The following is a 24,648-nucleotide window of genomic DNA, read 5'->3' on the forward strand; positions in this document are numbered from 1 at the left end:
GATTAAAAAAGTGATATTTGTAACAATAATGATTTTCTTTTGCATATACTGAAAAGTATAAAAGGTTTTACCGCAAGGCACGCAAAGACACTTTTGAAAGTTTCGCAAGATTAGGTTTGGATTTGTACAGACAAAAAATCTTCGAGAAGCTTTGCGTAAAAACCTGCGGACTTTGAGGTTGAATTTTTGGCAATGATTATCTGCTTTCTTTGACTATCTTTGCATTTTAAAAATACTATCATGTTTCAGTTAGGTAAAACTATAATTTCAGAGGATATTCTGGAAAAAGAATTTGTGTGCAACTTGTCTGCCTGTAAAGGAGCTTGCTGCGTTGATGGAGATGCGGGTGCGCCTTTAAATGAGGCTGAAACGAAAATCTTAGAAGAAATCTACCCAAAAGTAAAACCTTTTTTAAGAAAAGAAGGAATAGAAGCAATCGAAGCACAGGGGACCTGGTTAACCGGAACCGACGGTGATCTTGAAACACCGCTGATTGATAATAAGGATTGCGCTTATGTTATTTTTGACGGGAAAACAGCACTTTGCGGTATCGAGCAAGCGTATAATGAAGGAATTGTAGACTGGAAAAAACCGGTTTCGTGTCATTTATACCCAATCCGTGTAAAAGACTTTACCGAATTTGCGGCCGTTAATTATGACCGATGGGATATTTGTGATGATGCCTGTTCTCTGGGTAGAGAATTAGAAGTTCCGGTGTATAAATTTGTAAAAGAAGCACTCATTCGACGCTTTGGAGAAGACTGGTATATGGAACTCGAAAAAGTAGCCGAAGAACTTAAAAATTCCTAATAAAAAGAGCCTGATTTTTTAGGCTTTTTTTATGAGCTTTTTTGACTCAAAAAAAATGATTTTTAACTCAAAAAAACTTTTGCAAAAGTATTTGGAATTTCTTGTTTTTTATTCCAAAAATTCTATATTTTACGCAGGTTTTTAGCGTAATTAGTGTTGTTAATACACTCATTTGCAATTTGTTAATTATTGTGTGAGAAATATTCTGTTTTTTAAGCGTTGTTAAAAACTCAGTAAGATTGTGAATAAGTTTGACTTTTATTTTTGCGCTTAAATAACAATCTTTGTAGTCTACTGATTTGGGTAAAAAATCAGCACAGAAATTAAACAAAATTGTCATGTCGCAAATAGAGCCAATCTTACAAGAAAATAAAAATCGTTTCGTTATTTTTCCTATCAAACATCATGATATTTGGGAATGGTATAAAAAAATGGAAGCTAGTTTCTGGACTGCTGAAGAAATCGATTTGCATCAGGACTTGTCAGATTGGAACAACAAACTTAACGACGACGAAAGATATTTTATTAAACACATTTTGGCATTCTTTGCTGCTTCTGACGGAATCGTAAACGAAAACCTTGCTGAGAACTTTGTTAACGAAGTTCAATATGCAGAAGCAAAATTTTTCTACGGGTTCCAAATTATGATGGAGAATATTCATAGTGAGACATATTCTTTATTAATCGATACTTATGTAAAAGATGAAGCCGAAAAAGCAGAGTTGTTTAATGCTTTGGAAGTTTTTCCTGCAATTGGCAAAAAAGCAGAATGGGCTTTAAAATGGATCGAATCTGATTCGTTTGCAGAAAGACTTATTGCTTTTGCTGCAGTTGAAGGAATCTTTTTCTCGGGAGCTTTCTGTTCAATTTACTGGTTGAAAAAACGTGGTCTTATGCCAGGCTTAACCTTTTCAAATGAATTAATTTCCCGTGACGAAGGTGTACATTGTGATTTTGCGGTTCACCTGCACAATCATCATTTGGTAAACAAAGTACCAAAAGAAAGAATCAAAGAAATTATTGTCGATGCTTTAGATATCGAAAGACAATTCGTTACAGAATCTCTTCCGGTAAGTTTAATTGGTATGAATGCCGGGTTAATGACACAGTACCTGGAATTTGTTGCCGATAGATTATTGGTAGAATTAGGATGTGAACGTGTGTACGGATCCGCAAATCCATTCGATTTCATGGACATGATTTCGCTTCAGGGAAAAACTAATTTCTTTGAAAAACGTGTTGCAGAGTATCAAAAGTCTGGTGTAATGAACACAGACAGTGATGCTCAGAAAATTTCATTTGATGCAGATTTTTAGACAACAAAAATACTTTTAGCGTCTACTCCTCAAGAGACGCTGAAAAAAGATTACAGTATTATTTTTTAAGATTGAATCACTTTCCCCAAGTCGCCGATTCAACAGCAATTTTTGACGCATTTAAATTCGATTTTCGAATTTGAAACGAGTAACTATTGAGAATTTGGTAATTCTCAAAAAATAATTTAAAAACACGCAATGTTTAAGTGCTGGAGTTCGTTCTCTAGGTACTTTAATTTTTTCAATAAACTATAAAAGGTAAGCTTATGTATGTAGTAAAAAGAGATGGCCACAGAGAGCCCGTAATGTTTGATAAGATTACAGAAAGAATCAAAAAATTGTGTTACGGCTTAAATGAGCTCGTAGATCCTGTTAAGGTAGCTATGAGAGTTATCGAAGGATTGTATGATGGGGTTTCGACTTCTGAACTGGATAACCTTGCGGCAGAAACTGCAGCGTCTATGACTATTGCACACCCTGATTATGCTCAGTTGGCAGCTCGTATAGCTATTTCTAATTTACATTCAAATACTAAAAAATCTTTCTCGGAAACGATGAAAGATATGTATCACTACGTAAATCCAAGAAACGGACAAGATGCACCCTTAATTGCCGATGATGTATATAAAGTAATTCAGGAAAACGCTGCTTTTTTAGATTCTCATATCATTTACACAAGAGATTTTAATTACGATTACTTTGGTTTTAAAACTTTAGAACGTTCTTATCTTCTTAAAATAAACGGAAAAATCGTAGAGCGTCCGCAGCATATGTTAATGCGTGTTTCTGTTGGTATTCACTTAGACGATTTAAAATCGGTAATCGAAACTTACGATTTAATGTCTAAAAAGTTCTTTACACATGCAACGCCAACGTTGTTCAATGCAGGAACTCCAAAACCGCAAATGTCTTCTTGTTTCCTTTTGGCAATGCAGGATGATAGTATTGATGGTATTTATGATACATTAAAGCAAACAGCAAAAATCTCGCAGTCTGCGGGAGGAATTGGACTTTCTATTCACAACGTTCGTGCGACTGGATCGTATATCCGCGGAACGAACGGAACTTCAAACGGAATTGTTCCGATGCTTCGAGTTTTTAACGATACAGCTCGTTACGTAGATCAGGGGGGTGGAAAACGTAAAGGTAGTTTTGCGATTTACATCGAAACCTGGCATGCTGATATCTTTGAATTTTTGGATTTAAAGAAAAACACCGGAAAAGAAGAAATGCGTGCAAGAGATTTATTCTTCGCAATGTGGACTTCAGATTTATTCATGAAACGTGTTCAGGAAGATTCAACCTGGACTTTAATGTGTCCAAACGAATGTCCGGGATTATACGATGTTTACGGAGAAGAATTCGAAGCATTATATACCGATTATGAATTTAGAGGGAAAGGAAGAAAAACAATCCGTGCCCGTGAATTATGGGAGAAAATCCTTGAGTCTCAAATCGAGACAGGAACGCCGTATATGTTGTACAAAGACGCGGCAAACCGTAAGTCGAACCATAAGAATTTAGGAACAATCCGTTCTTCAAACTTATGTACAGAGATTATGGAGTTTACCTCTAAAGATGAAATTGCAGTTTGTAACTTAGCTTCAATCTCACTGCCAATGTTCATTGAAAACGGAGAATTCGATCACCAGTCACTTTACAATGTTACAAAACGTGTAACCCGTAACTTAAACAGAGTAATCGATAGAAATTATTATCCGGTACAAGAAGCAGAAAACTCAAACATGCGCCACCGTCCGGTTGGATTAGGAGTGCAGGGATTAGCAGATGCTTTCATCATGCTTCGTATGCCTTTTACAAGTGACGAAGCTAAAAAGTTAAACCAGGAAATTTTCGAAACTTTATACTTCGCTGCCGTAACCGCTTCTATGGAAATGGCAAAAGAAGAAGGACCTTATTCTACTTTCGAAGGTTCTCCAATGTCAAAAGGAGAATTTCAGTACAATATGTGGGGAATGAAAGATGAAGAGTTATCTGGCCGTTGGGACTGGGCTTCATTAAGAAAAGAAGTGATGGAACATGGAGTTCGTAACTCATTATTAGTTGCGCCAATGCCAACAGCTTCAACTTCTCAGATTCTTGGAAACAACGAGGCTTTCGAACCGTATACATCAAACATTTACACACGTCGTGTATTGTCTGGAGAGTTCATTGTAGTAAACAAACATTTACTGGAGGATTTAGTAAAATTAGGTTTATGGAACGAATCATTGAAACAGGAAATTATGCGTCATAACGGATCTGTTCAAAATATTGACATTATTCCGCAAGACTTAAAAGATCTTTACAAAACAGTTTGGGAAATGTCGATGAAAGATATTATCGATATGTCCCGTCAAAGAGGTTACTTTATCGATCAGTCTCAATCGTTGAACTTATTCATGCAGGATGCAAACTATTCTAAATTGACGTCAATGCACTTCTACGCTTGGCAGTCTGGTTTAAAAACAGGAATGTATTACCTAAGAACAAAAGCGGCTGTAGATGCGATTAAATTCACATTAAACAACGATAAAAAAGAAGAAGCTCCGGCTTTGGTACAGGAAACGGAATCTATAAGCGTTGAAGACTATAAAGCAATGCTTTTAAAAGCACAGGCAGCAGATCCTGAGGATTGCGAAATGTGCGGGTCTTAATCTTTTTTAGAAGAAAGAAAATAGAATAAAGAGATTTGTTCTTAATCATATAAAAAGCAGTTATTATTTTGATAACTGCTTTTTTTTTGGGAGCTGTTTCCCGCTTTACGTTACAATCTTTTTATTTTTAAAGAAAAAATAAAAAGGATTTCCACTTCAATCGAGGCTAGAGATTCTTAGGATATAAAATGAAAAATGAATTTATTAGAAACGACAATTAGAGATAAAGAAGAACTGTATACTCTTGCGGTTAAATATTTCAAAAATATAAATCCCGAAGAATATGAGAATGTCAAATTTGATACTATTATTCCAAAATCTATTTCTGTTTTAACAGATCACGATTTTATCCCGACTCCTTGCATTGGAATTAAATTGGAACTTCATCGACATGACAAGCTATATAATAGATGTAATTATTTCTTGTATGTTGATGAAAACATAGAATTTGTAGATGAGTTTTTGATTTTTGAATAAACTAAATTTTCCTAATTTGTAATTAGGATTTATAAAATTAAAACATAGAAATAAGGAAATTTCTGATAAATAAGAAAAAAACTAGATATTCGTATTCAAAATCTGGAAGAAAGAAAAACGGAACTATATTCTTGGGAGGAAGTTAAAGCTCATTTAAAATCACTAAGATGAAGTGTATAAACTTCGTTTTGTAAAAGAAGATTTGAGCTAATTTGAGAATTGCTTCACCTTTTCGCTATCGCTCGAGACATTGCGAGAAAACTCAGTTTCTTAGCGTCCCAGATCCTCAGAACCTCAATTCAATATTCTCATTTTAAGCCGATTTTTTTATATTATCATACAAAACCTGCTAAATTTGTTAAGAAATCCTCTTTTGTTTCATAAAATGCAATCTTTTTTTTGGTGCACTAAAAATAATTTATACATTCGCAGAGAATTTACAAAATAACACAAACAAAATGGCAAGTAACCGTTTTTATTTTAGCAACAATTTTTATTTCTTCTTTAGTAGAAGTCAGGATTGTGCTATGGTTATTTGAGATAAAATTTGAGACAAATAAAACTAATATACAATCCTGATGCAAATCAGGATTTTTTTTTGACTATATGACAACGAAAATTGCAATACAAGGTATTAAAGGATCATTTCATCATCAGGTTGTGAAAGAGTATTTCTCTGAAAATGTGGATATTGATGAGTGCTTGTCTTTTGAAGAACTGATCGACAGCCTTATTGCCGGAAAATCTGATCAGGCTGTAATGGCGATCGAAAATTCGATTGCGGGCCCGATTATCCCGAATTATGCCTTGATTGACAAGAATAATTTGCACATTATTGGAGAGCATTATTTAAACATTCAGCAAAATTTAATGGCTTTAAAAGGTCAGAAAATCGAAGATATCAGAGAAGTTCATTCGCACCCAATGGCACTTTTGCAGTGTATGGATTTCTTGAAACAATATCCAAATATCAAATTGGTTGAGGATAAAGATACAGCAGAAACAGCAAGAAGAATTCAGGAAAAACAATTAACCGGAATTGCTGCAATTGCAAGTCAAACAGCTGCTGAAATGTACGATCTTGATATTATTGTGTCGTCGATTCAAACAATTAAAAACAATATGACCCGTTTCGTAATCATTAAAAAGCAAAATTCATTTTTGCCGGAAAGCGAAATCAACAGAGCTTCTGTAAAATTTGAATTGGATCATAAAAGAGGAAGCTTAGCAGCGGTTTTGAATGTAATGAGCGACTGCAAACTGAATTTAACAAAAATCCAGTCGCTTCCAAAAATTGAAACACCTTGGAAATATTCCTTCTTCGTAGACGTAACATTCGAGAAATACGAAGATTTTGCAAAAGCCAAATCGTTATTAACCATTATGGCGGAATATTTTAAAGTGTTAGGAGAATATAAAAACACAAGACCATAAGTCATAAGTTGGAAAGTCGAAAGTCTTACAGCCCAAAAAGCCTAAAGCAGAAATAAAGTTTAAAAGAGCCTAAAGCCCAAAGCTTATGGCCTAAAGCAAATAAAAAATGATTACAACAGCAAAACGATTAGACACAGTTGAAGAATACTACTTCTCATCAAAACTAAGAGAAGTGAGACAACTAATGTCTGAAGGAAAATCGATCATCAATATGGGAATTGGAAGCCCTGATTTGAGTCCGTCGAAAGCAGTAATTGAAGCAGTAGCTTCAGCAATTCAGGACGAGAATGGGCATGGTTATCAGAGCTATCAGGGATTACCGGAAATGAGGCAGGCGATGGCAGATTTTTATCAAAATCAGTTTGGTGTTGAAGTGAATCCGAATAATGAGATTTTACCGCTCATGGGTTCAAAAGAAGGAATAATGCATATTTCGCTTGCATTTTTAAATCCGGGCGATCACGTTTTAATTCCAAATCCAGGTTATCCAACTTATACTTCGGTAACCAATTTGGTAGAAGCAGTTCCGGTTTATTATGATTTGAAAGAAGAAAATGCTTGGGAACCGGATTTTGAAGCTTTGGAAAAACTGGATCTTTCGAAAGTAAAAATTATGTGGTTGGGTTATCCGCACATGCCGACAGGAGCAAGAGGAAGTTTAGCGTTATTTGAAAAATTGGTTGCATTTGCTAAAAAACACAACATATTATTGATCAATGATAATCCGTATAGTTTTGTTTTGAATGATAATCCGATGAGTTTACTGCAGGTTGAAGGCGCAAAAGAAGTGGCTTTAGAATTAAACTCTTTAAGTAAAACATTCAACATGGCAGGCTGGAGAGTCGGAATGGTTTTAGGAAATCCTGAAATTATTGATGCGGTTTTAAAAGTAAAAAGCAACATGGACAGCGGCATGTTCTACGGAATTCAAAAAGGAGCAATTGCAGCTTTAAAATGCGATAAATCTTGGTTTGAAGATCAAAACAAAATTTACAAACGCCGTAGAGAATTGACTGAAAAACTAGCAGAAAAATTAAACTGCAAAGTATATAAAGAAGGAGTTGGGCTTTTTGTTTGGGCCAAACTTCCGGAAGGAATAGAATCAGCAGAGAAGTTCATTGACGAAATATTATATGAGAAACATATTTTCATTACACCGGGAACCATTTTTGGAAGCAACGGCGAAGGATATATCAGATTCTCATTGTGTGTAAAAGAAGAAAAAGTACAAGAAGCGATTGATCGATTTTAGATATTAGAATGTAGATTTTAGATTTCAGATTTTGCGAACCTGGCGTAAATTCTTTGCGAACTTTGCGGTTAAATAGGTTGGAATTTGGAATTTTAAAACTTGGAATTTTAAAAAATTATGAAAGTATACGTAATAGGAATAGGGTTAATAGGCGGTTCGATGGTGTTAGATATCAAAGGACGTTATCCTGATGCGGCTATTTTAGGAATCGACAGTAACGAACAGCATTTGCAGCAAGCGATTGATCTTGGGGTTATCGATGAAGCGGGAAGCTTTGAAGATTTACAAAAAGCAGATTTTGTAATTGTTTCGGTTCCGGTAGATGTAGCGCTGACGGTTTTACCTAAAGTTTTGGATGCAGTAGGAGATAAAACAATTGTTTTTGAAGTAGGATCGACTAAAAAGCCAATTTGTGAAGCAGTAGCTAATCACCCAAAAAGAAGAAATTTTATTGCAACGCATCCGATTGCAGGAACAGAGTTCTCGGGGCCATCGGCAGCAATAAGAGGTTTATTTCAGGGAAAAACAAATATTATCTGCGAAGTCGAAAAGACAGCTTTTAAATTACAGGAAAAAGCATTGAATCTTTTTACTTCAATTGGAATGAGAATTCGATACATGGATCCCGTTTCGCACGATAAACACATTGCTTACGTTTCGCATTTATCGCACATTAGTTCATTTATGCTCGGAAAAACGGTAATGAATAAAGAAAAAGACGAACAGGATATTTTTGATATGGCGGGAAGTGGATTTGAGAGTACCGTTCGTTTGGCAAAAAGTTCGCCGGCAATGTGGACGCCGATTTTTAAACAAAACAAAGAATATGTTTTGGAGACGTTAGAAGCTTATATTTCGAACCTGAGTCGGTTTAGAGATTTGTTGAAAGAAGAAGATTATAACGCCATTTTTGAAGAAATGGAAAGCACAAATAAAATAAAAGAAATACTAAACGGATTAACAACAACTAAAAAGTAAATTAGAATTAAGATGGAAAATAAGAAAGAAATGAGAAAGTGGTTAGAAGATTTCAATTTAAATCACCCACTTGTGATAGCTGGACCTTGTAGTGCAGAAACTGAAGATCAGGTTTTGAAAATCGCTCACGAATTAAAAGATTCAAAAGTTAGCGTATTCAGAGCTGGAATCTGGAAACCAAGAACGCGTCCGGGAGGATTTGAAGGTGTTGGTGAAATTGGATTAAAATGGTTGCAAAAAGCAAAAGCTGAAACTGGTTTATTAATGGGGACTGAGGTTGCAACTGCAGCTCACTGTAAACTAGCTTTAGAACACGATATCGACGTATTATGGGTTGGAGCACGTACAACAGCAAACCCTTTCGCAGTTCAGGAAATTGCTGATACATTAAAAGGAACTGATAAAATTGTTTTGGTAAAAAACCCAGTAAACCCAGATTTAGCTTTATGGTTAGGTGGTGTTGAGCGTTTACACATGGCAGGTATCGAGAAGTTAGGTGTTATTCACAGAGGTTTCTCTACTTACGAAAAAACAAAATACAGAAACATTCCAGAGTGGCAGATTGCTATCGAATTACAAAATAAATTCCCTGATTTACCATTAATCATCGATCCATCTCACATTACAGGAGATCGTAAAATGATTTTCGAAGTAACTCAAGAGGCTTTAGACTTGAACTACGACGGTATGATTATCGAAACGCACTTCGATCCGGATAACGCTTGGTCTGATGCTGCACAGCAGGTAACTCCGGATTCTTTGAAACAAATCATCAAAGATTTAACGATCAGAAAAACGGATGATACTACAGATGAGTACAGCCAAAAAATGACAAAACTAAGAGCAAACATCGACGTTTTAGATGCTAACTTATTAGAGTTGTTAGGAAAACGTATGAAAGTGGCTGACGAAATTGGTCAGGTGAAAAAAGATGCAAACGTGGCGATTCTTCAAAACAACCGTTGGAATGAAATCTTAGGAAAAATGATTCTTGAAGGTGAGAAAAAAGGCCTTACAGAAGAATTCGTTTTAAGAATGTTCAAAGCAATTCACCAGGAAAGTATTGGTCACCAGGAGAAAATCTTCAACGCATAATTTTTAAAATATATACGTGATATAAGCTGATTTAAGTTTTTGATAAACTCTGTTATCAGGTTTAATTATATCAACATATTAAGATAGATTGTTTTTTTAAAATCTCTGTCACTTCGAAAGAAGCGGCGGGGATTTTTTTTGAAATAATTAGAGGTATTTCCAACCTTTTTATATTTTTCGATCTCTATAACATATAGAACTATAAACCTTCATGCCATGAAACCAAAACAACTTTTGCCAATCTCGGTGCTTTTTAAAACAAGGCTTTTATTTTTTTGTTTGATATTGTTTTTCGGAACCAAAACTTTTGCTCAAAGTCCCGAACTAACAGTAAAAGGAGACGATGCTGAAAAAGTCAGAATGAGCCAGCTTAAAGTCAGTGTTAAAATCGTGGGTAATATTGCCTATACGACCGCCGAAATGCATTTTTTTAATTCGGGTAACCGACAAATGGAAGCCGAACTTATTTTTCCGCTGCCGGAAAATGTTTCCGTTTCAAGATATGCCATTGACATAAACGGAAAAATGAGAGAAGCCGTTCCGGTAAATAAAAATAAAGGGAAACAGGTTTTTGAAGCCATCGAACACCGTCGTGTCGATCCGGGATTATTAGAGAAAGTAGACGGGAATAATTTTAAAACCAGAATTTATCCGCTGATGCCAAATGGTGAGAGAATTGTTGTAATTGGCTACGAAGAAGAACTTTCGGCGCTGGATAAAGACAACCTGGCGTATCAGTTATTAAGCCGTTATCCTAAAAAACTCGATAAGTTTGAAATCAATGTTTCGGTTTTAGGAACTGCAAAGCCTGTTGTAACGGGTGATTCGGAAAAAGAGATAGTGTTTTCAAAATGGAATCAGTCTTTTGAGGCATCGGTAAAAAAAGAAAACTATCAGCCTTCAGAAAAAGTAGTATTTAAAATTCCAATCCAGGAGCATATTCCAAGTATTGTAACCCAGAATGTGGGCGGGCAGTATTATTTCTATGGCAATACGTTTGTTGAAGGAAACAAAATCAACAAGAAAACAGTTAATTCAGTTGGTTTGATCTGGGGTAATTCATTGAGTTGTAAAAACAGGGATTTGAAAAAAGAACTGCAATTGCTTGAAGGTTATTTTCAGATAAATAAAAATACAAAAGTGACCTTGTATTTTCTGAATTATACATTCGAAAAGCAAAGAGAGTTTGTGATTTCCAATGGAAACTGGACAGAACTAAAAACTGCTTTAAAAAACACAAAATACGATGGCGGCACCCGTTTTTCACAGATCAGTTTTGAAAATCAGGACGAATATTTGTTCTTTTCTGACGGACTTTCGTCTTTAAGTGAAAACATGCTGCCAAAAACTAAAAAACCGGTGTACACGATTACATCTTCAGTTTCTGCTGATTTTGCTTTTCTCAATTATGCTTCAATGAAGACCGGAGGTACAATTATCAATCTAAATCAGATAAGTACAGAAAACGCTTTGGACAAATTGCTGAATACAAATTTGAAATTTCTGGGAATAAAAGAAAATTTCACCGTTACAGATTTGTTTCCGATGGAAGGAACTTCGGTTTCGGGTAATTTTAGTTTTTCAGGAATTTCTCTGAATCCGAAGAATGAGATTACGTTGTTATTTGGAAATGGAAATACAGTTTTAGAACGAAAAATAGTTTTGGATGCTTCTTCCCAAAATACGACCGATATTAATGTTGAAAAACTTTGGGCGCAGAAAAAAATAGCGAATCTCGAATTGCGATATGCTGAAAATGCTGACGAAATCGAATTTTTAGGAAAAAAATATGGTATTGTAACCAAAAATACTTCTTTAATTGTTCTGGAAGATATTCGGGATTATATCGCGTATGATATTATTCCGCCAGCTGAATTACGCGCAGAATTTGACCGAATTAAAAAGCAAGAGCATGATAATAGTTTGGCTCAGCAAAAAAATAACTGGGAAAATATTGAGAATTATTTCAATGAATTAAATGATTGGTGGAAAAAAGATATCAAATATAAAGTTGCTAAAGCTTCGGTAAAACGAAAAGTAAAGAACGCTCAAACAGTAAACAGAAGTGCTGCTGAGACTGTTTTGCAAAGAAACGAAAATATTGCGGCTGGATTTATTTCGGGAGTTGTTAAAGATCAAATGGGAGATTTATTACCTGGAGTAAATGTTTATTTAAAAGGACAAAGATCGAGCGTGAGTACTGATTTTGATGGTAAATTTACAATTCAAGCTCCAGAAAATAGTGATCTTATCATTAGTTTTATTGGTTACGAAAATACTGAGGTCAATGTAGGCAGAAACAATCAGATTACTGTAGTTCTTAGAGAATATTCACAAACTTTAAATGACATTGTTGTAGTTGGATATGGAACTGTAAAAGGAGATCCTAATGCTGTTTTGGCAGTTGACGAACCGGTTCGTGCCAGAAGTTCAGCGGCTGCTCCAGCTATGGTAAGAGCTTCTGAAGAAAGAGAAAATGATATAAAAAGAATGGAAGAATCTTCTAAGTTAGAAGACGTTGTGGTAGCTGGATATTCTAGTCCTAAAAAATCAGTTGTTACGGGCAGTGTTCAGTCAATTTCAGCAGAAAGTATTTCTAAAAATGCAGATGTTTTACAAACTCTGACAGGGAAAGTGGCAGGAGTTGCTATAACTCCATCTAATGCTACTATGAGTGAGGTAATTGTGAGAGGAGAAAGAAATGGAGATATTTCCAATTCTGTTTCGGATATTACAGATGAACTTGTTTTTGATAATCAGACCAAAATCTGGAATCCTGACCGATTGTATTTAAAAGCTTTGGCATCGGCACCAAAAGAAAAACAATATGATTTGTATTTTGAATTGAGAAAATCAAATGAAAGAAATCCAGGTTTTTATTTTGATGTGGCACATTTCTTCTACAATCAGGGAGATGTTAAAAAAGCGTTGCAAATCATAAGCAATGTTGCTGATTTAGGTTTAGAGAATCATCAGCTATATAAAACCTTGACCTATACTTTGCGTCAATGGAAAGCGTATAACGATGCTTTGTTTACAGCAAAACAGGTGGCAAAATGGAGAGCTCATGAACCGCAGAGTTTAAGAGACTATGCTTTAACACTTGAAGATACAGGAAAATATCAGGAAGCGTTTGACCAGTTGGTAAAAGCGCTTGAAGTAAATTATTATGGAGAAATGGACGGGCAGTATGAAGGTGTAGAAGATATTATTCTGATGGATATTAACCGTTTAATGACTGAACATCCGCGTTTAAAATCAGGTAAACTGGATAAAAAATATCTGGAAAAAATGCCGGTTAACATTAGAATCATCATGAACTGGAACCTAATGGATGTCGATTTGGATCTGCATGTTATTGAGCCAAACGGAGAAGAATGTTATTACGGACATGAAATAACAGAAGCGGGAGCCAGATTCTCAAAAGATTTTACAGAAGGTTACGGTCCTGAGCAATATATCATCAGAAATGCAATAAAAGGGAAATACCAAATTAAAAGCAATTTCTTTGGTGAAACTGAATTAACCGAAAACGGTCCGGCAACCGTAATGGTAGAAATTTACACAACCAAAGCGGGAAAAACATCCAGAACTTTAAAAACAATTCAGTTAGGAAAAGTAAAAGAGAATGAAATTTTAGCCGAAATTGACTGGTAAGAGTAATAAAACCAAAGTATAGATTTCAAATTTAAAAGGCGAAGTTGCGTTGTTCAATTCTAAAAACGTAATTTTGCCTTTTAAAATTTTTAGTTTTAAGAGGAATCTAAAATCAATCCCGATAGCTATCGGGACTAAAGTATAAGAATGACAGGAACCGTTTATAAATCTACAGGAAGCTGGTATACCGTAAAATCTGAAAATGGAGATTTTGTGGAATGCCGTATGAAAGGGAAATTTAGAATAAAAGGTATAAAAAGCACCAATCCTATTGCTGTAGGAGATATTGTTGATTATGAGTTGGATGAAACTTCGGATGATGTAACGGGAACAATTCATACTATTCATGAAAGAAAAAATTATATCGTTCGTAAATCGGTTAACTTATCTAAGCAGATTCACATTATTGCATCAAATATTGATCAGGTTTTTTTGCTAATTACAATTGATAATCCGCCAACTACAACAAGTTTTATTGACCGTTTTCTGGTTACAGCCGAAGCATACGGAATCGAAGCCATTCTTGTTTTTAATAAAATAGATACTTTAACAGAGCAGACTTTAGACGATCAGCTCTACTTACAGCATATTTATTCGGAAATAGGATATAAATGCCTCCGAATTTCATCTACAGAAAACAAAGGTGTCGACAAACTGAAAGAAATGATGATTGGCAAAGTGAGTATGTTCTCAGGACATTCCGGTGTTGGAAAATCAACTTTGGTAAATGCTTTAGAACCAAGTCTTCATTTAAAAACGTCTGTAATTTCAGAACAAAGCAAACAAGGACAGCATACCACTACTTTTGCTGAAATGTACGATTTGTCTTTTGATGCCCGAATTATCGACACTCCCGGAATCAAAGGTTTTGGAATCGTAGATATGGAGCCGACAGAAATCAGCGGCTATTTTCCGGAATTCTTCAAATTAAAAGATCAGTGTAAGTTCAATAACTGTCTGCACAAAGAAGAACCGCATTGTGCCATTAAAGCAGCTCTCGAAAAAGACGAAATTGCCTGGTCACGTTACAACAGCTACCTCAAAATACTGGAAGGCGACGAAGAACATTATCGCACCGATATTTACGGAGAAGACCGTGCTGCGAGTGATGAAACCCGTAAGTAATTGTGAATGATGAATTGTTAATTGTGAATTCCAATTGCATCACGTTTTCTACTGTAGAGATGCACTGCAGTGCATCTAACATCTATATTAAAATCCAAAAAACATGAAAGTAGTTATCCAAAGAGTTTCAGAAGCATCCGTAACCGTTGAAGGTAAAAAAGTCGCCGATATTCAAAAAGGCTTACTGATTTTAGTTGGGATTGAAGATGCCGATACGCAGGAAGATATCGACTGGCTTTCTGGAAAAATTATTAAAATGAGAATTTTTGGAGACGAAAATGATGTTATGAATTGTTCAGTTCAGGATATCGACGGCGATATCATTGTGGTGAGTCAGTTTACGCTTCATGCTTCTACAAAAAAAGGGAATCGTCCTTCGTATATAAAAGCTTCAAAACCGGACTTTGCAGTGCCAATGTATGAGAAATTTGTGGTCTCTCTTGAGAAAGAATTTAACAAGAAAGTCCAAACCGGGATTTTTGGTGCAGATATGAAGGTAAATTTGTTAAATGACGGACCCGTAACCATCGTCATGGACAGTAAAAACAGGGAATAAAAATAAAAACCGAATTTGTTAAGCATTTCTAAAAATAGTATATATTTGACGAAAATACTTACTAATGAAACCGATTGTTTTTGGGCTTTTTTTTACCCTCTTTTCTATCACTTCTTCTGCCCAAAAGAGTGATTATTCGATTCTGAAAATTTCTGATAGTCTTAAAGAAAATGCGAATGCCGTCCTGCGTTTGGATCAGATGGATATCGTTATTTCTTCCCAAAGAAATATGAATATCAAAACACAGCGGATTGTTTCTGTTTTAAACGAAAAAGGCATGAATGATATTGATGCCTATCAGCATTATGATAAAACCACTTCAATACGAAATATCGAAGCAATCGTATACGATGAAGCAGGAAAGGAAATAAAAAAAATCAAACGAAAAGATTTTAGAGATCAAAGTGCAGTAGACGGCAGTACTCTTTTTTCTGATAGTCGTGTGGTTTATCTGGATTATACTCCAATTGCATATCCCTTTACGATTGTTTATACGAGCGAAGTCGAAACTTCAAATACCGCCTTTATACCACAATGGTACTTTTTAAGCAGTTATAATCTGAGTATAGAAAAATGCAGTCTGAATGTTACTTTTCCATCGGATTTAGGATTCAAAAAGAAAGAATTTCAGTTTTCAGATTATAATATTAAAAAAACAATTGATTCAGATACAAAACTAAGTTATACCGCAAGCAATATTTTAGCCCAAAAAGCAGAAGATTTAAGCCCATATTCACGAGATCTTTTTCCACGTGTAATGATGGGTGTAGAAAAATTCCACTTAGAAGGTGTTGACGGAAATGCCGCAACCTGGGAAGCATTTGGAAAATGGTACGGAGATAAAATTTTGAGCGGAACAACAGTTTTACCGGACGAAACCAAAACAAAAATAAAAGCGCTGGTTGGTAACGAAACAGATCCAGTAAAAAAAGCAAAAATCATATACGATTATGTTCAGAAAAAATCAAGATATGTAAATATTGCAGTAGGTATTGGCGGATGGAAACCCATGTATGCTTCAGATGTTGATCGTTTAGGATATGGAGATTGTAAAGCATTATCAAATTATACCAAAGCACTTTTGCAGGTCGTTGATGTGCCTTCATATAACACGATTTTATATGGTAACCGTTATAAATCCAATATTCAGTCTGATTTTGTTTCGATGCAGGGAAATCACATGATATTGGCAGTCCCAAATGGCAGCGATTATATTTGGCTCGAATGTACAAGTCAGGATGACCCGTTTGGCTATCAGGGAACTTTTACTGATGACAGGGATGTTTTGGTAGTTAAACCCGAAGGCGGAGAAATCGTAAGAACCAAAATCTATGATGATAAAGGAAATACGCAAATAGCAAAAGGAAGTTATGCCATTGATGAAAACGGAAATTTCTCCGGTTCAATTTCTATTGCTTCCCAAGGATCACAATACAGTTCAAAAGCCAGTCTGGAAAATGTACTTCCAACAGAAAAAGAAGCGCATTATAAAAGTTACTGGAATAATATAAACAACATCAAACTGGGTAAAATAAATTTTACAAACGATAAAGAAAATATTCGGTTTTCAGAAGATATTCAGTTAACAGCCATTAATTACGGCGTTATTTCTGGAAACAAAATGATTTTTACTGTCGATGCCTTCAATCAAAATTCGAATAATGTAAAAAGAATCAGAAACCGTAAAAATCCATTCCAGATTCAGCGTGGTTATTTAGATACCGATGAAATCGAAATTAATCTGCCAGCCGGTTTTTCTATTGAATTTCTGCCTTCAAACTATGAACTGAAAGGAAAATTTGGGGAATACAAAACAGAAATCATCAAAAAGGAAAACAATAAGCTGACGTATAAACGATCCATGTTTTTAAGCAAAGGAAAATATTCGAACAAAGAATATGATGAATACCGACTGTTTATCGAGCAGATTTCAAAAAACGACAATGCAAAAATTATATTAGTCAAAAACTAATTAAAACAAAAAAAGACCAAAACCAAAACAAAAAAATAGACATGAAAATTACCAGATTATTCGTTTTATTTCTGCTGCTGTCTGCTTCAAAAATGACAGCGCAGGAATTTAAATTAGGAAAAGTTTCGATTGCGGAACTTCAGGAAAAAGTACATCCAAAAGACTCGTCTGCACCTGCAGCAGTTTTGTACAAAAGAGGAAAAGCGCGAATTGAGTACGATCAGACCGATGGTTTTGTAACCATTACAGAGGTTGAAACCCGTATTAAAATATACAAAAAAGAAGGCTACGACTGGGCTAATAATGCAGTTTGGTATTATTACAGCACAAACTTCAAAGAAAAAGTTTCATTCAGCGATGCTGTTACATATAATCTGGCTGGAGGTAAAATTGAAACTACAAAATTAAAAAGCGATGGTATTTTTGATGAGGTGGTGAATAAATACAGAAGCCAGAAAAAAATCACGATGCCTAATGTAAAAGAAGGTTCGATAATCGAATTTAGATATTCAGTTAGAACTCCTGATGCTTCCATTCGCGAATGGGATTTTCAGACCAGTATTCCGGTAAACTATTCTGAATTTGTGACTTTTATACCTGAATATTACACTTTCAGCCCAAGACAAAAAGGATATGTTTTTCCTAAAGTTGTTTCAGAAAAAAACAATAAATCGATCACATTTAACTCAAAAGAAAGATATGGCGGTACAAACACCAGAACAGAATTCTACCAGGATAAATTAGATTATATAGAAACAAAAACAGTTTACTCGGCCGAAAATTTTCCGGCAATGAAAGACGAAGCATTTGTTAATAATATTGACAATTATACTTCTTCTATAGCTCACGAATTATCGATGACCAAATTTCCAAATGCGGCATTGAAATATTATTCTACTGACTGGAATTCGGTTGTAAAAACAATTTACGATTATGATGATTTTGGTCCGGAATTAAATAAAACAGGATATTTTGAAGACGATGCAAAAAAACTTCTTGCCAATGCTGCAACTCCTGAAGAAAAGATACTGCTGGTTTTTAATCACGTAAAATCAAACGTTAAATGGAATAAATATTACGGTTACAGCTGTGACAACGGCGTTAGAAAAGCATACAAAGAAAAAACAGGAAATATTGCCGACATTAATTTAATGCTTACTGCTATGCTGCGTTATGCAGGACTGACAGCAAATCCGGTTTTGGTCAGCACGCGTTCAAACGGAATTGCCTTATTTCCTAACAGAACCGCATTTAACTATGTAATTGCAGCTGTAGAAACGCCAAACGGAAATATCCTGTTAGACGCTTCTGAGAAACTTTCAAGCCCAAATATTCTGCCTTTAAGAGCTTTAAACTGGTCGGGTAGATTAATACGAAAAGATGGCAGTTCAGAAGAAATTAACCTTATGCCTCAAAAAACATCCAATGACAATGTTTTCTTAACCTATAGCATTGATGCCGAAGGGAAAGTGAGCGGAAAAGCAAGAAGACAATGCATGGATTATAATGCCATGATAACCAGAAATAATATCGAAAGCCTTAAAGAAGAAGAATATCTGGAAAAACTGGAAAATAAGAACAATAAAATAGAAATAAGCGATTACACGAAGACTAATGAAAAAGATATTCTGCTTCCAATTGTCGAAACATATTCTTTTAACGGAAATAATTTATGCGAATTAATAGGCGGAAAAATCTATGTAAGTCCAATGCTGTTTTTTACCAATACAGAGAACCCGTTTAAACAAGAAGTTAGAGAATATCCGGTCGATTTTAGTTTTCCTTTTACAGACAGATACAACATCACAATTCAGATTCCGGAAGGATTTGAAGTCGAAACACTGCCGGCTCCTGCAGCAGTTGCAATGGAAAATGATTTGGGGAACTTTAAATTTAATATCGCTGCAAGCGGTAATACCCTGCAATTGGCGATTACCCACCAGATTAATCAGGCAATTGTTTCTGCTGAAAAATATGAAATGCTGAAAGAGTATTATAAAACGATGGTGGCAAAAGAAACAGAGAAAATAGTCCTTAAAAAAATATAACAAGTGAAGTTTTTGAATTTAAAATTATTGGTTTTAATCCTTCTTTTTACCGTAAAAGCCCAATCGCAGCAATATGAATTAGGGAAAGTAACAATCGCAGAACTAGAAGAAAAAGTACACCCTAAAGACAGCAGTGCACCTGCGGCGATATTATTTAAAACAGGAAAAACGATTTTTACCTATTCTGCAGAAAGAGGTTTTGAAGCCAATAATGTATATGAATTCAAGATTAAAATTTACAAAACTGAGGGGCTGAAATGGGCAGACCAAAAGGTTTCCTATTATGTAGGATATGATTTTCTGAGTGATGATGTTGTCAAGTTTTCAAATGCGATAACGTATAATCTCGAGAATGGACAAATTGTAAAAACAAAACTAAACAGCGAAGGGAATTTTAAAAATAAGATAAACAAATATTGGAATCAGGCGGCTATTACACTTCCTAATGTAAAAGCAGGGTCTGTTATAGAGTTCAAATACGTTTTGAAATCGGAGAACTTAACCAGACTTCCTGATTTTGAATTTCAGTATGATGTGCCTGTGAATTACTTCAGGTATGAAACAGAAATCCCCGAGTTTTTTATTTATAAAACCTTGTTAGTCGGGAATTTAAAAATCGAATCTAAAGCAGATGTAGTTAGTGGCAAACAACTGTATTCATCCGGTTATAAACAAATAAACAGTGTTTTTTCCGCAGCAGATATTCCCGCATTACAAAAAGAAAGATTTGTAGATAATATTGAAAATTACCGTGGAGCAGTACAAAATGAACTAGAACGAAAAAGATTTCCCGGAAAACCTGTTGTAAACTATACAACCAGCTGGGAAGAAGTTGCTAAAACCATTTATAAAAATGATAGTTTTGGAAGAGAACTAAAAGAAAGGAACTATTTCGATGAAGATCTTAAAGCAGTATTGCAAAACACAAATTCGCAGTCTGAGAAACTGAATGCAGTTTTTAATTTTGTTCAAAACAGAATGAACTGGAATAAAGAACGCGGGTATTATGTTGATAAAGGAGTTAAAAAAGCATATCAGGCTCAGACAGGAAATACAGCCGAAATTAATTTTATTCTGATCGCAATGCTTAAAGCTGCCGGGATTACTGTGCATCCGGTCTTGGTAAGTACAGTCGAAAACGGAATTCCGGTGTTTCCAAACCGGACCGTTTTTAATTACGTTATTGCAGGTGCCCAAATAGAAGGCAAAAAAATCCTGCTTGATGCCGCCAGTAAGTTTACAACCCCTGGCATTCTGCCGTTAAATCTATTGAACTGGAAAGGCAGACTTATTAAAGAAGACGGCTCTTCTGAAGAAATTGAAATGACCACTGCCGCACCTTCCAAAGAAATTCACACCTTGATGGTAACGGTTAATCCGCAGCAAAAGATAGAAGGAAGCGTCAAAGTAAGAAGAACAGATTATGCAGCGCTTTCTTTTAGAGAAAAAAATGTTGGTAATGAGGATTCTTATCTTGAAAAACTGGAAAACGATTTAAATAAAATTGAAATAAGCGATTACAAAGTCGAAAATAAGAACGAAGATTTGTCGAAGTCCGTTCTGGAGAGTTTTGAGTTTAAATCTGATAATTCATATGATATAATTGGAAACAAAATATATTTAAAACCGATACTTTTTTATACAGACCGTCATAATCCTTTTAAACAGGAAGAGAGACAAATGGCTATTTATTTTGGATATCCGCTCCATAGGTCTTACAATGTGTTTTTTGATCTGCCAAAGGATTATGAGGTAGAATCGCTGCCAAAAGCAATAAAGATCAGTACCGAAAACAAAGGGACTTCATACACAATGAATATGGCGGCTTTAGAAAAAAGAATACAAATCATGGTAACGGTTGAGATTAACAATCCTATTTTTGCAGCAAGCGAATATGATATGCTGAAAGAATTCTTTCAGAAAATTATAGAAAGCCAAAATGAAAAAATAGTACTTAAAAGAATATAATCATGGATTTGAAAAATGCACAGCTTGACGTTGACACCTGGATAAAAGAACACGGAGTTCGTTATTTTAACGAATTAACCAATATGGCACAGCTTACAGAAGAAGTAGGCGAAGTGGCCCGAATCATTGCGCGTCGTTATGGAGAACAATCTGAAAAAGAAAGCGATAAAAACAAAGATTTAGGAGAAGAATTAGCCGATGTGGTTTTTGTGGTTTTATGTCTGGCCAACCAAACCGGAATTGATTTACAAGCCGCTTTTGATAAAAAAATGGACTTAAAATCGGTTAGAGATAAAGATCGTCACAAAAACAACGATAAATTGAAATAATTGTGAAATTTTAGTGTGAATTTTGATTTACGAGCGAGGAGTGGTAAATTGCGTGCCTCGATTATGTCAGTCATAATCTGCAACTCATAACTACTATCATGAATTTAAAATTAAGCACGAATTCAATATTCACAATTGATGATTCGCAACTAAATATCACCGGTTCAAAAAGCGAAACGAACCGTTTATTGTTACTGAAAGCTTTGTTTCCAAATATTACTTTAGCCAATACTTCAAACTCAGACGACAGCGAAGTAATGCAGAAAGCCTTAATTGGAAATGATGAAATCGTCGATATCCATCACGCCGGAACTGCCATGCGATTCTTAACGGCTTATTTTGCTGTAAACGAAGGCAGAGAAGTGGTAATGACCGGATCAAGCAGAATGCAGGAACGCCCTATAAAAATTCTGGTTGAAGCTTTGTCTCAGTTAGGCGTCGAGATCTCTTATGAAAAAGAAGCAGGTTATCCGCCAATCAGAATCAAAGGAAAAAAAGTTACGGCTTCAAAAGTAAAATTAGCGGCAGATGTCAGCAGTCAGTATATTTCGGCACTTTTATTAGTAGCATCAAAACTTGAAAATGGTTTAGAACTGACATTGGAAGGAGAGGTTACTTCGATTCCGTATATCAAAATGACATTGGCTTTACTGAACGATTTAGATATTCAGACCAGTTTTGAAGGAAACGTAATTAAAGTCTATCCAAAAGAAGCAGTGCAATCAAAAGAAATGGTGGTTGAATCTGACTGGAGCTCGGCTTCGTATTTCTTCAGCCTTGCGGCTTTGTCTGATGCTGCAAAAATTACACTGAGCAGTTACAAAGAAAACAGCCTGCAGGGAGATTCAGAATTAGTTTCTCTTTATGAAAAAATGGGAGTAAAAACGACTTTCCAAAACAACAAAATGACTTTGGAGAAAGTGGCAGGATTTAAATATGAAGACGTAAATTTCGATTTGAACAACACGCCGGATATTGCTCAGACAATCGTGGTAACTTGCTTAGGTTTGGGAATCGGATGTCATTTAACAGGTCTTCATACTTTAAAAATTAAGGAAACGGACCGTTTAGAAGCATTAAAAACGGAACTTACAAAACTAGGAGCCAATATTTCGGTAACAAACGAAAGCTTAACTTTAGTACGTTCTGAAAATATTAATCCTGATGTAAAAATCGGAACTTATAATGACCACCGTATGGCAATGGCTTTTGCACCATTAGCTATCAAAGTGCCAATTATTATAGAAGATGCCGGAGTAGTTTCAAAATCATACCCGGATTTCTGGAACGATCTAAAAGCTTTAAATTTTCAAATTTCAGAATTGTAAAAAATTAGAACAGCCACGAATTCACGAATTATTTTTTAAAGATTAATTAGTGATTTACAGCGAAAAGCATAGCCTCTGGTTTCAACCAGAGGTTTTTTTATGGGTAAAGTTTAACTATAATCGCAAAAGTTTGTCAATTCGACGAAGAGAAATCTTATACTGGATTCCGCCAAAAGAATCATCTCTCTAATGTAAAGTCTCTATTGTGATTTCTCATTCGTTGAAATACAATAATTTAGATGGATCGTTTTTTATATATGAAAAAAAACATTTTTAGTGACTCTCAAAACACCAGAAAATCAAGGACTTTTGAAAATAAACGTCAAAACACTTGACAACGCCTGTCTCACAATCGTATATTTGCATCCGATTTAAAATTTTGGATACATAAATCTAAGATTGATATTTTAAAATCTAACTTCAAATATGAAATTATCACACTTCAATTTCAATTTACCGAAAGAACTTTTGGCTGAATTTCCGGCAGAAAACAGAGACGAATCTCGTTTAATGGTAATTGACCGTAAAAAAAACACTATCGAACATAAAATGTTTAAAGATGTTATCAACTATTTTGATGACGGAGACGTTTTAATTCTTAACAATACAAAAGTTTTTCCTGCACGTTTGTACGGAAACAAAGAAAAAACAGGAGCAAGAATTGAAGTTTTCTTATTAAGAGAATTAAATTCTGAGCAGCGTTTATGGGACGTTTTGGTTGATCCGGCCAGAAAAATCCGTATTGGTAATAAACTTTATTTTGGTGATGATGATTCATTAGTTGCTGAGGTAATCGACAATACCACTTCTCGCGGGAGAACGTTACGTTTCTTATACGACGGGTCATACGAGGAATTCAGAAACAAACTGACAGAACTTGGAGAAACTCCAATTCCTAAATACATCAACAGAGATGTTACTCCGGAAGATGCTGAAAGATACCAGACTATCTACGCAAAAGAAGAAGGAGCTGTAGCAGCACCAACTGCCGGTTTACACTTTTCAAAACACCTTTTGAAAAAATTAGAAATCAAAGGGGTGAACTTTGCTGAGGTAACACTTCATGTAGGTTTAGGAACTTTTAACCCGGTTGAGGTTGAAGATTTGTCTAAACACAAAATGGATTCTGAGGAATTGATCATTACGCAAAAAGCATGTGATATTGTAAACGAAGGAAAAGCAAAGAAAAAACGTATCTGTGCTGTAGGAACAACCTCTATGCGTGCAATCGAAAGTTCTGTTTCTTCTGCTAATACTTTAAATCCTTACGAAGGATGGACAAATAAATTTATTTTTCCTCCTCACGATTTCAGTATTGCAAACTGTATGATTACAAACTTCCACACGCCAAAATCAACATTATTAATGATGATTTCTGCTTTCTGTGGACATGATTTAATGAAAAAAGCATACGAAGAAGCAATCAAAGAAGGATACAAATTTTATTCTTACGGAGACGCGATGTTAATTCTATAATTGGAATTAATTTTCAAAATATGAACCCGACAGTTTTTTAGTAGCTGTCGGGTTTTTTGGTTTTAGAATGGTTTCAGGTTTGAAGTTTCAGGTTTGAAGTTTCAGGTTTCAAGTTTCAGGTTTGAAGTTTCAAGTTTGAAGTTTCAAGTTTGAAGTTTCAAGTTTGAAGT

17 protein-coding genes are annotated in these 24,648 nt (G+C 35.1%); all 17 read left to right on the forward strand.

The genetic code is table 11. The annotated features are described in order from the left end of the window. Positions 1 to 240 precede the first annotated feature (240 nt). The 17 genes from OZP11_RS16870 (at position 241) to queA (ending at position 24,478) form a co-directional block, all read left to right on the forward strand. A complete protein-coding gene (locus OZP11_RS16870) occupies positions 241 to 810 on the forward strand; it encodes a DUF3109 family protein (RefSeq protein ID WP_281231720.1) in 570 nt (189 codons plus the stop codon). Positions 811 to 1,148: 338 nt separating this feature from the next. Then, positions 1,149 to 2,126, forward strand: a complete 978-nt coding sequence (locus tag OZP11_RS16875; RefSeq protein ID WP_281231721.1) for a ribonucleotide-diphosphate reductase subunit beta — start codon at positions 1,149 to 1,151, stop codon at positions 2,124 to 2,126. 266 nt (positions 2,127 to 2,392) lie between these two features. Beyond that, positions 2,393 to 4,783: a ribonucleoside-diphosphate reductase subunit alpha gene (locus OZP11_RS16880; protein WP_281231722.1), complete on the forward strand. Its 2,391-nt coding sequence runs from the start codon at positions 2,393 to 2,395 to the stop codon at positions 4,781 to 4,783. Positions 4,784 to 4,978: 195 nt separating this feature from the next. After that, positions 4,979 to 5,260, forward strand: coding sequence for a hypothetical protein (locus tag OZP11_RS16885; protein WP_281231723.1), 282 nt, complete (start codon positions 4,979 to 4,981; stop codon positions 5,258 to 5,260). A gap of 606 nt (positions 5,261 to 5,866) precedes the next feature. Next, positions 5,867 to 6,694 carry a prephenate dehydratase gene (locus OZP11_RS16890; protein ID WP_281231724.1) on the forward strand — a complete coding sequence of 276 codons (828 nt, stop codon included), beginning with the start codon at positions 5,867 to 5,869 and terminating at the stop codon, positions 6,692 to 6,694. A gap of 106 nt (positions 6,695 to 6,800) precedes the next feature. After that, positions 6,801 to 7,946 carry a pyridoxal phosphate-dependent aminotransferase gene (locus OZP11_RS16895; protein WP_281231725.1) on the forward strand — a complete coding sequence of 382 codons (1,146 nt, stop codon included), beginning with the start codon at positions 6,801 to 6,803 and terminating at the stop codon, positions 7,944 to 7,946. 117 nt (positions 7,947 to 8,063) lie between these two features. Continuing rightward, a complete protein-coding gene (locus OZP11_RS16900) occupies positions 8,064 to 8,924 on the forward strand; it encodes a prephenate dehydrogenase (protein WP_281231726.1) in 861 nt (286 codons plus the stop codon). Between the two features lie 12 nt (positions 8,925 to 8,936). Next, positions 8,937 to 10,019 (forward strand): bifunctional 3-deoxy-7-phosphoheptulonate synthase/chorismate mutase type II, encoded by a 1,083-nt coding sequence (locus tag OZP11_RS16905; RefSeq protein ID WP_125717723.1) that lies wholly within the window; start codon positions 8,937 to 8,939, stop codon positions 10,017 to 10,019. A 216-nt stretch (positions 10,020 to 10,235) separates the two neighbouring features. Next, on the forward strand, positions 10,236 to 13,676 hold the full coding sequence (locus OZP11_RS16910; protein ID WP_281231727.1) for a DUF2135 domain-containing protein: 3,441 nt from the start codon (positions 10,236 to 10,238) through the stop codon (positions 13,674 to 13,676). A gap of 147 nt (positions 13,677 to 13,823) precedes the next feature. Beyond that, on the forward strand, positions 13,824 to 14,801 hold the full coding sequence (gene rsgA / locus OZP11_RS16915) for a ribosome small subunit-dependent GTPase A (protein ID WP_281231728.1): 978 nt from the start codon (positions 13,824 to 13,826) through the stop codon (positions 14,799 to 14,801). Between the two features lie 103 nt (positions 14,802 to 14,904). After that, entirely contained in the window at positions 14,905 to 15,357 is a 453-nt protein-coding gene (gene dtd, locus OZP11_RS16920; protein WP_281231729.1) for a D-aminoacyl-tRNA deacylase, read from the forward strand. A 64-nt stretch (positions 15,358 to 15,421) separates the two neighbouring features. Next, entirely contained in the window at positions 15,422 to 17,329 is a 1,908-nt protein-coding gene (locus tag OZP11_RS16925) for a DUF3858 domain-containing protein (RefSeq protein WP_281231730.1), read from the forward strand. A gap of 41 nt (positions 17,330 to 17,370) precedes the next feature. Next, entirely contained in the window at positions 17,371 to 19,377 is a 2,007-nt protein-coding gene (locus OZP11_RS16930) for a DUF3858 domain-containing protein (protein WP_281231731.1), read from the forward strand. Between the two features lie 3 nt (positions 19,378 to 19,380). Beyond that, entirely contained in the window at positions 19,381 to 21,345 is a 1,965-nt protein-coding gene (locus OZP11_RS16935) for a DUF3858 domain-containing protein (RefSeq protein WP_432419642.1), read from the forward strand. A 2-nt stretch (positions 21,346 to 21,347) separates the two neighbouring features. Beyond that, positions 21,348 to 21,674 carry a nucleotide pyrophosphohydrolase gene (locus OZP11_RS16940; protein WP_012022600.1) on the forward strand — a complete coding sequence of 109 codons (327 nt, stop codon included), beginning with the start codon at positions 21,348 to 21,350 and terminating at the stop codon, positions 21,672 to 21,674. 98 nt (positions 21,675 to 21,772) lie between these two features. Then, complete coding sequence (gene aroA / locus OZP11_RS16945; RefSeq protein WP_281231733.1) at positions 21,773 to 23,002, forward strand: 3-phosphoshikimate 1-carboxyvinyltransferase; 1,230 nt, start codon at positions 21,773 to 21,775, stop codon at positions 23,000 to 23,002. A gap of 426 nt (positions 23,003 to 23,428) precedes the next feature. Further along, positions 23,429 to 24,478, forward strand: a complete 1,050-nt coding sequence (gene queA / locus OZP11_RS16950) for a tRNA preQ1(34) S-adenosylmethionine ribosyltransferase-isomerase QueA (protein ID WP_008465005.1) — start codon at positions 23,429 to 23,431, stop codon at positions 24,476 to 24,478. Positions 24,479 to 24,648 lie beyond the last annotated feature (170 nt).

Origin of the sequence: Flavobacterium gelatinilyticum, from assembly GCF_027111295.1 — a bacterium.
GTDB lineage: Bacteria > Bacteroidota > Bacteroidia > Flavobacteriales > Flavobacteriaceae > Flavobacterium > Flavobacterium gelatinilyticum.

Excerpts from the sequence above, each read along its gene's own strand:
- OZP11_RS16870 (WP_281231720.1), top strand. The coding sequence starts at position 241 with ATGTTTCAGTTAGGTAAAACTATAATTTCAGAGGATATTCTGGAAAAA.
- OZP11_RS16875 (WP_281231721.1), top strand. The coding sequence starts at position 1,149 with ATGTCGCAAATAGAGCCAATCTTACAAGAAAATAAAAATCGTTTCGTT.
- OZP11_RS16880 (WP_281231722.1), top strand. The coding sequence starts at position 2,393 with ATGTATGTAGTAAAAAGAGATGGCCACAGAGAGCCCGTAATGTTTGAT.
- OZP11_RS16885 (WP_281231723.1), top strand. The coding sequence starts at position 4,979 with ATGAATTTATTAGAAACGACAATTAGAGATAAAGAAGAACTGTATACT.
- OZP11_RS16890 (WP_281231724.1), top strand. The coding sequence starts at position 5,867 with ATGACAACGAAAATTGCAATACAAGGTATTAAAGGATCATTTCATCAT.
- OZP11_RS16895 (WP_281231725.1), top strand. The coding sequence starts at position 6,801 with ATGATTACAACAGCAAAACGATTAGACACAGTTGAAGAATACTACTTC.
- OZP11_RS16900 (WP_281231726.1), top strand. The coding sequence starts at position 8,064 with ATGAAAGTATACGTAATAGGAATAGGGTTAATAGGCGGTTCGATGGTG.
- OZP11_RS16905 (WP_125717723.1), top strand. The coding sequence starts at position 8,937 with ATGGAAAATAAGAAAGAAATGAGAAAGTGGTTAGAAGATTTCAATTTA.
- OZP11_RS16910 (WP_281231727.1), top strand. The coding sequence starts at position 10,236 with ATGAAACCAAAACAACTTTTGCCAATCTCGGTGCTTTTTAAAACAAGG.
- rsgA (WP_281231728.1), top strand. The coding sequence starts at position 13,824 with ATGACAGGAACCGTTTATAAATCTACAGGAAGCTGGTATACCGTAAAA.
- dtd (WP_281231729.1), top strand. The coding sequence starts at position 14,905 with ATGAAAGTAGTTATCCAAAGAGTTTCAGAAGCATCCGTAACCGTTGAA.
- OZP11_RS16925 (WP_281231730.1), top strand. The coding sequence starts at position 15,422 with ATGAAACCGATTGTTTTTGGGCTTTTTTTTACCCTCTTTTCTATCACT.
- OZP11_RS16930 (WP_281231731.1), top strand. The coding sequence starts at position 17,371 with ATGAAAATTACCAGATTATTCGTTTTATTTCTGCTGCTGTCTGCTTCA.
- OZP11_RS16940 (WP_012022600.1), top strand. The coding sequence starts at position 21,348 with ATGGATTTGAAAAATGCACAGCTTGACGTTGACACCTGGATAAAAGAA.
- aroA (WP_281231733.1), top strand. The coding sequence starts at position 21,773 with ATGAATTTAAAATTAAGCACGAATTCAATATTCACAATTGATGATTCG.
- queA (WP_008465005.1), top strand. The coding sequence starts at position 23,429 with ATGAAATTATCACACTTCAATTTCAATTTACCGAAAGAACTTTTGGCT.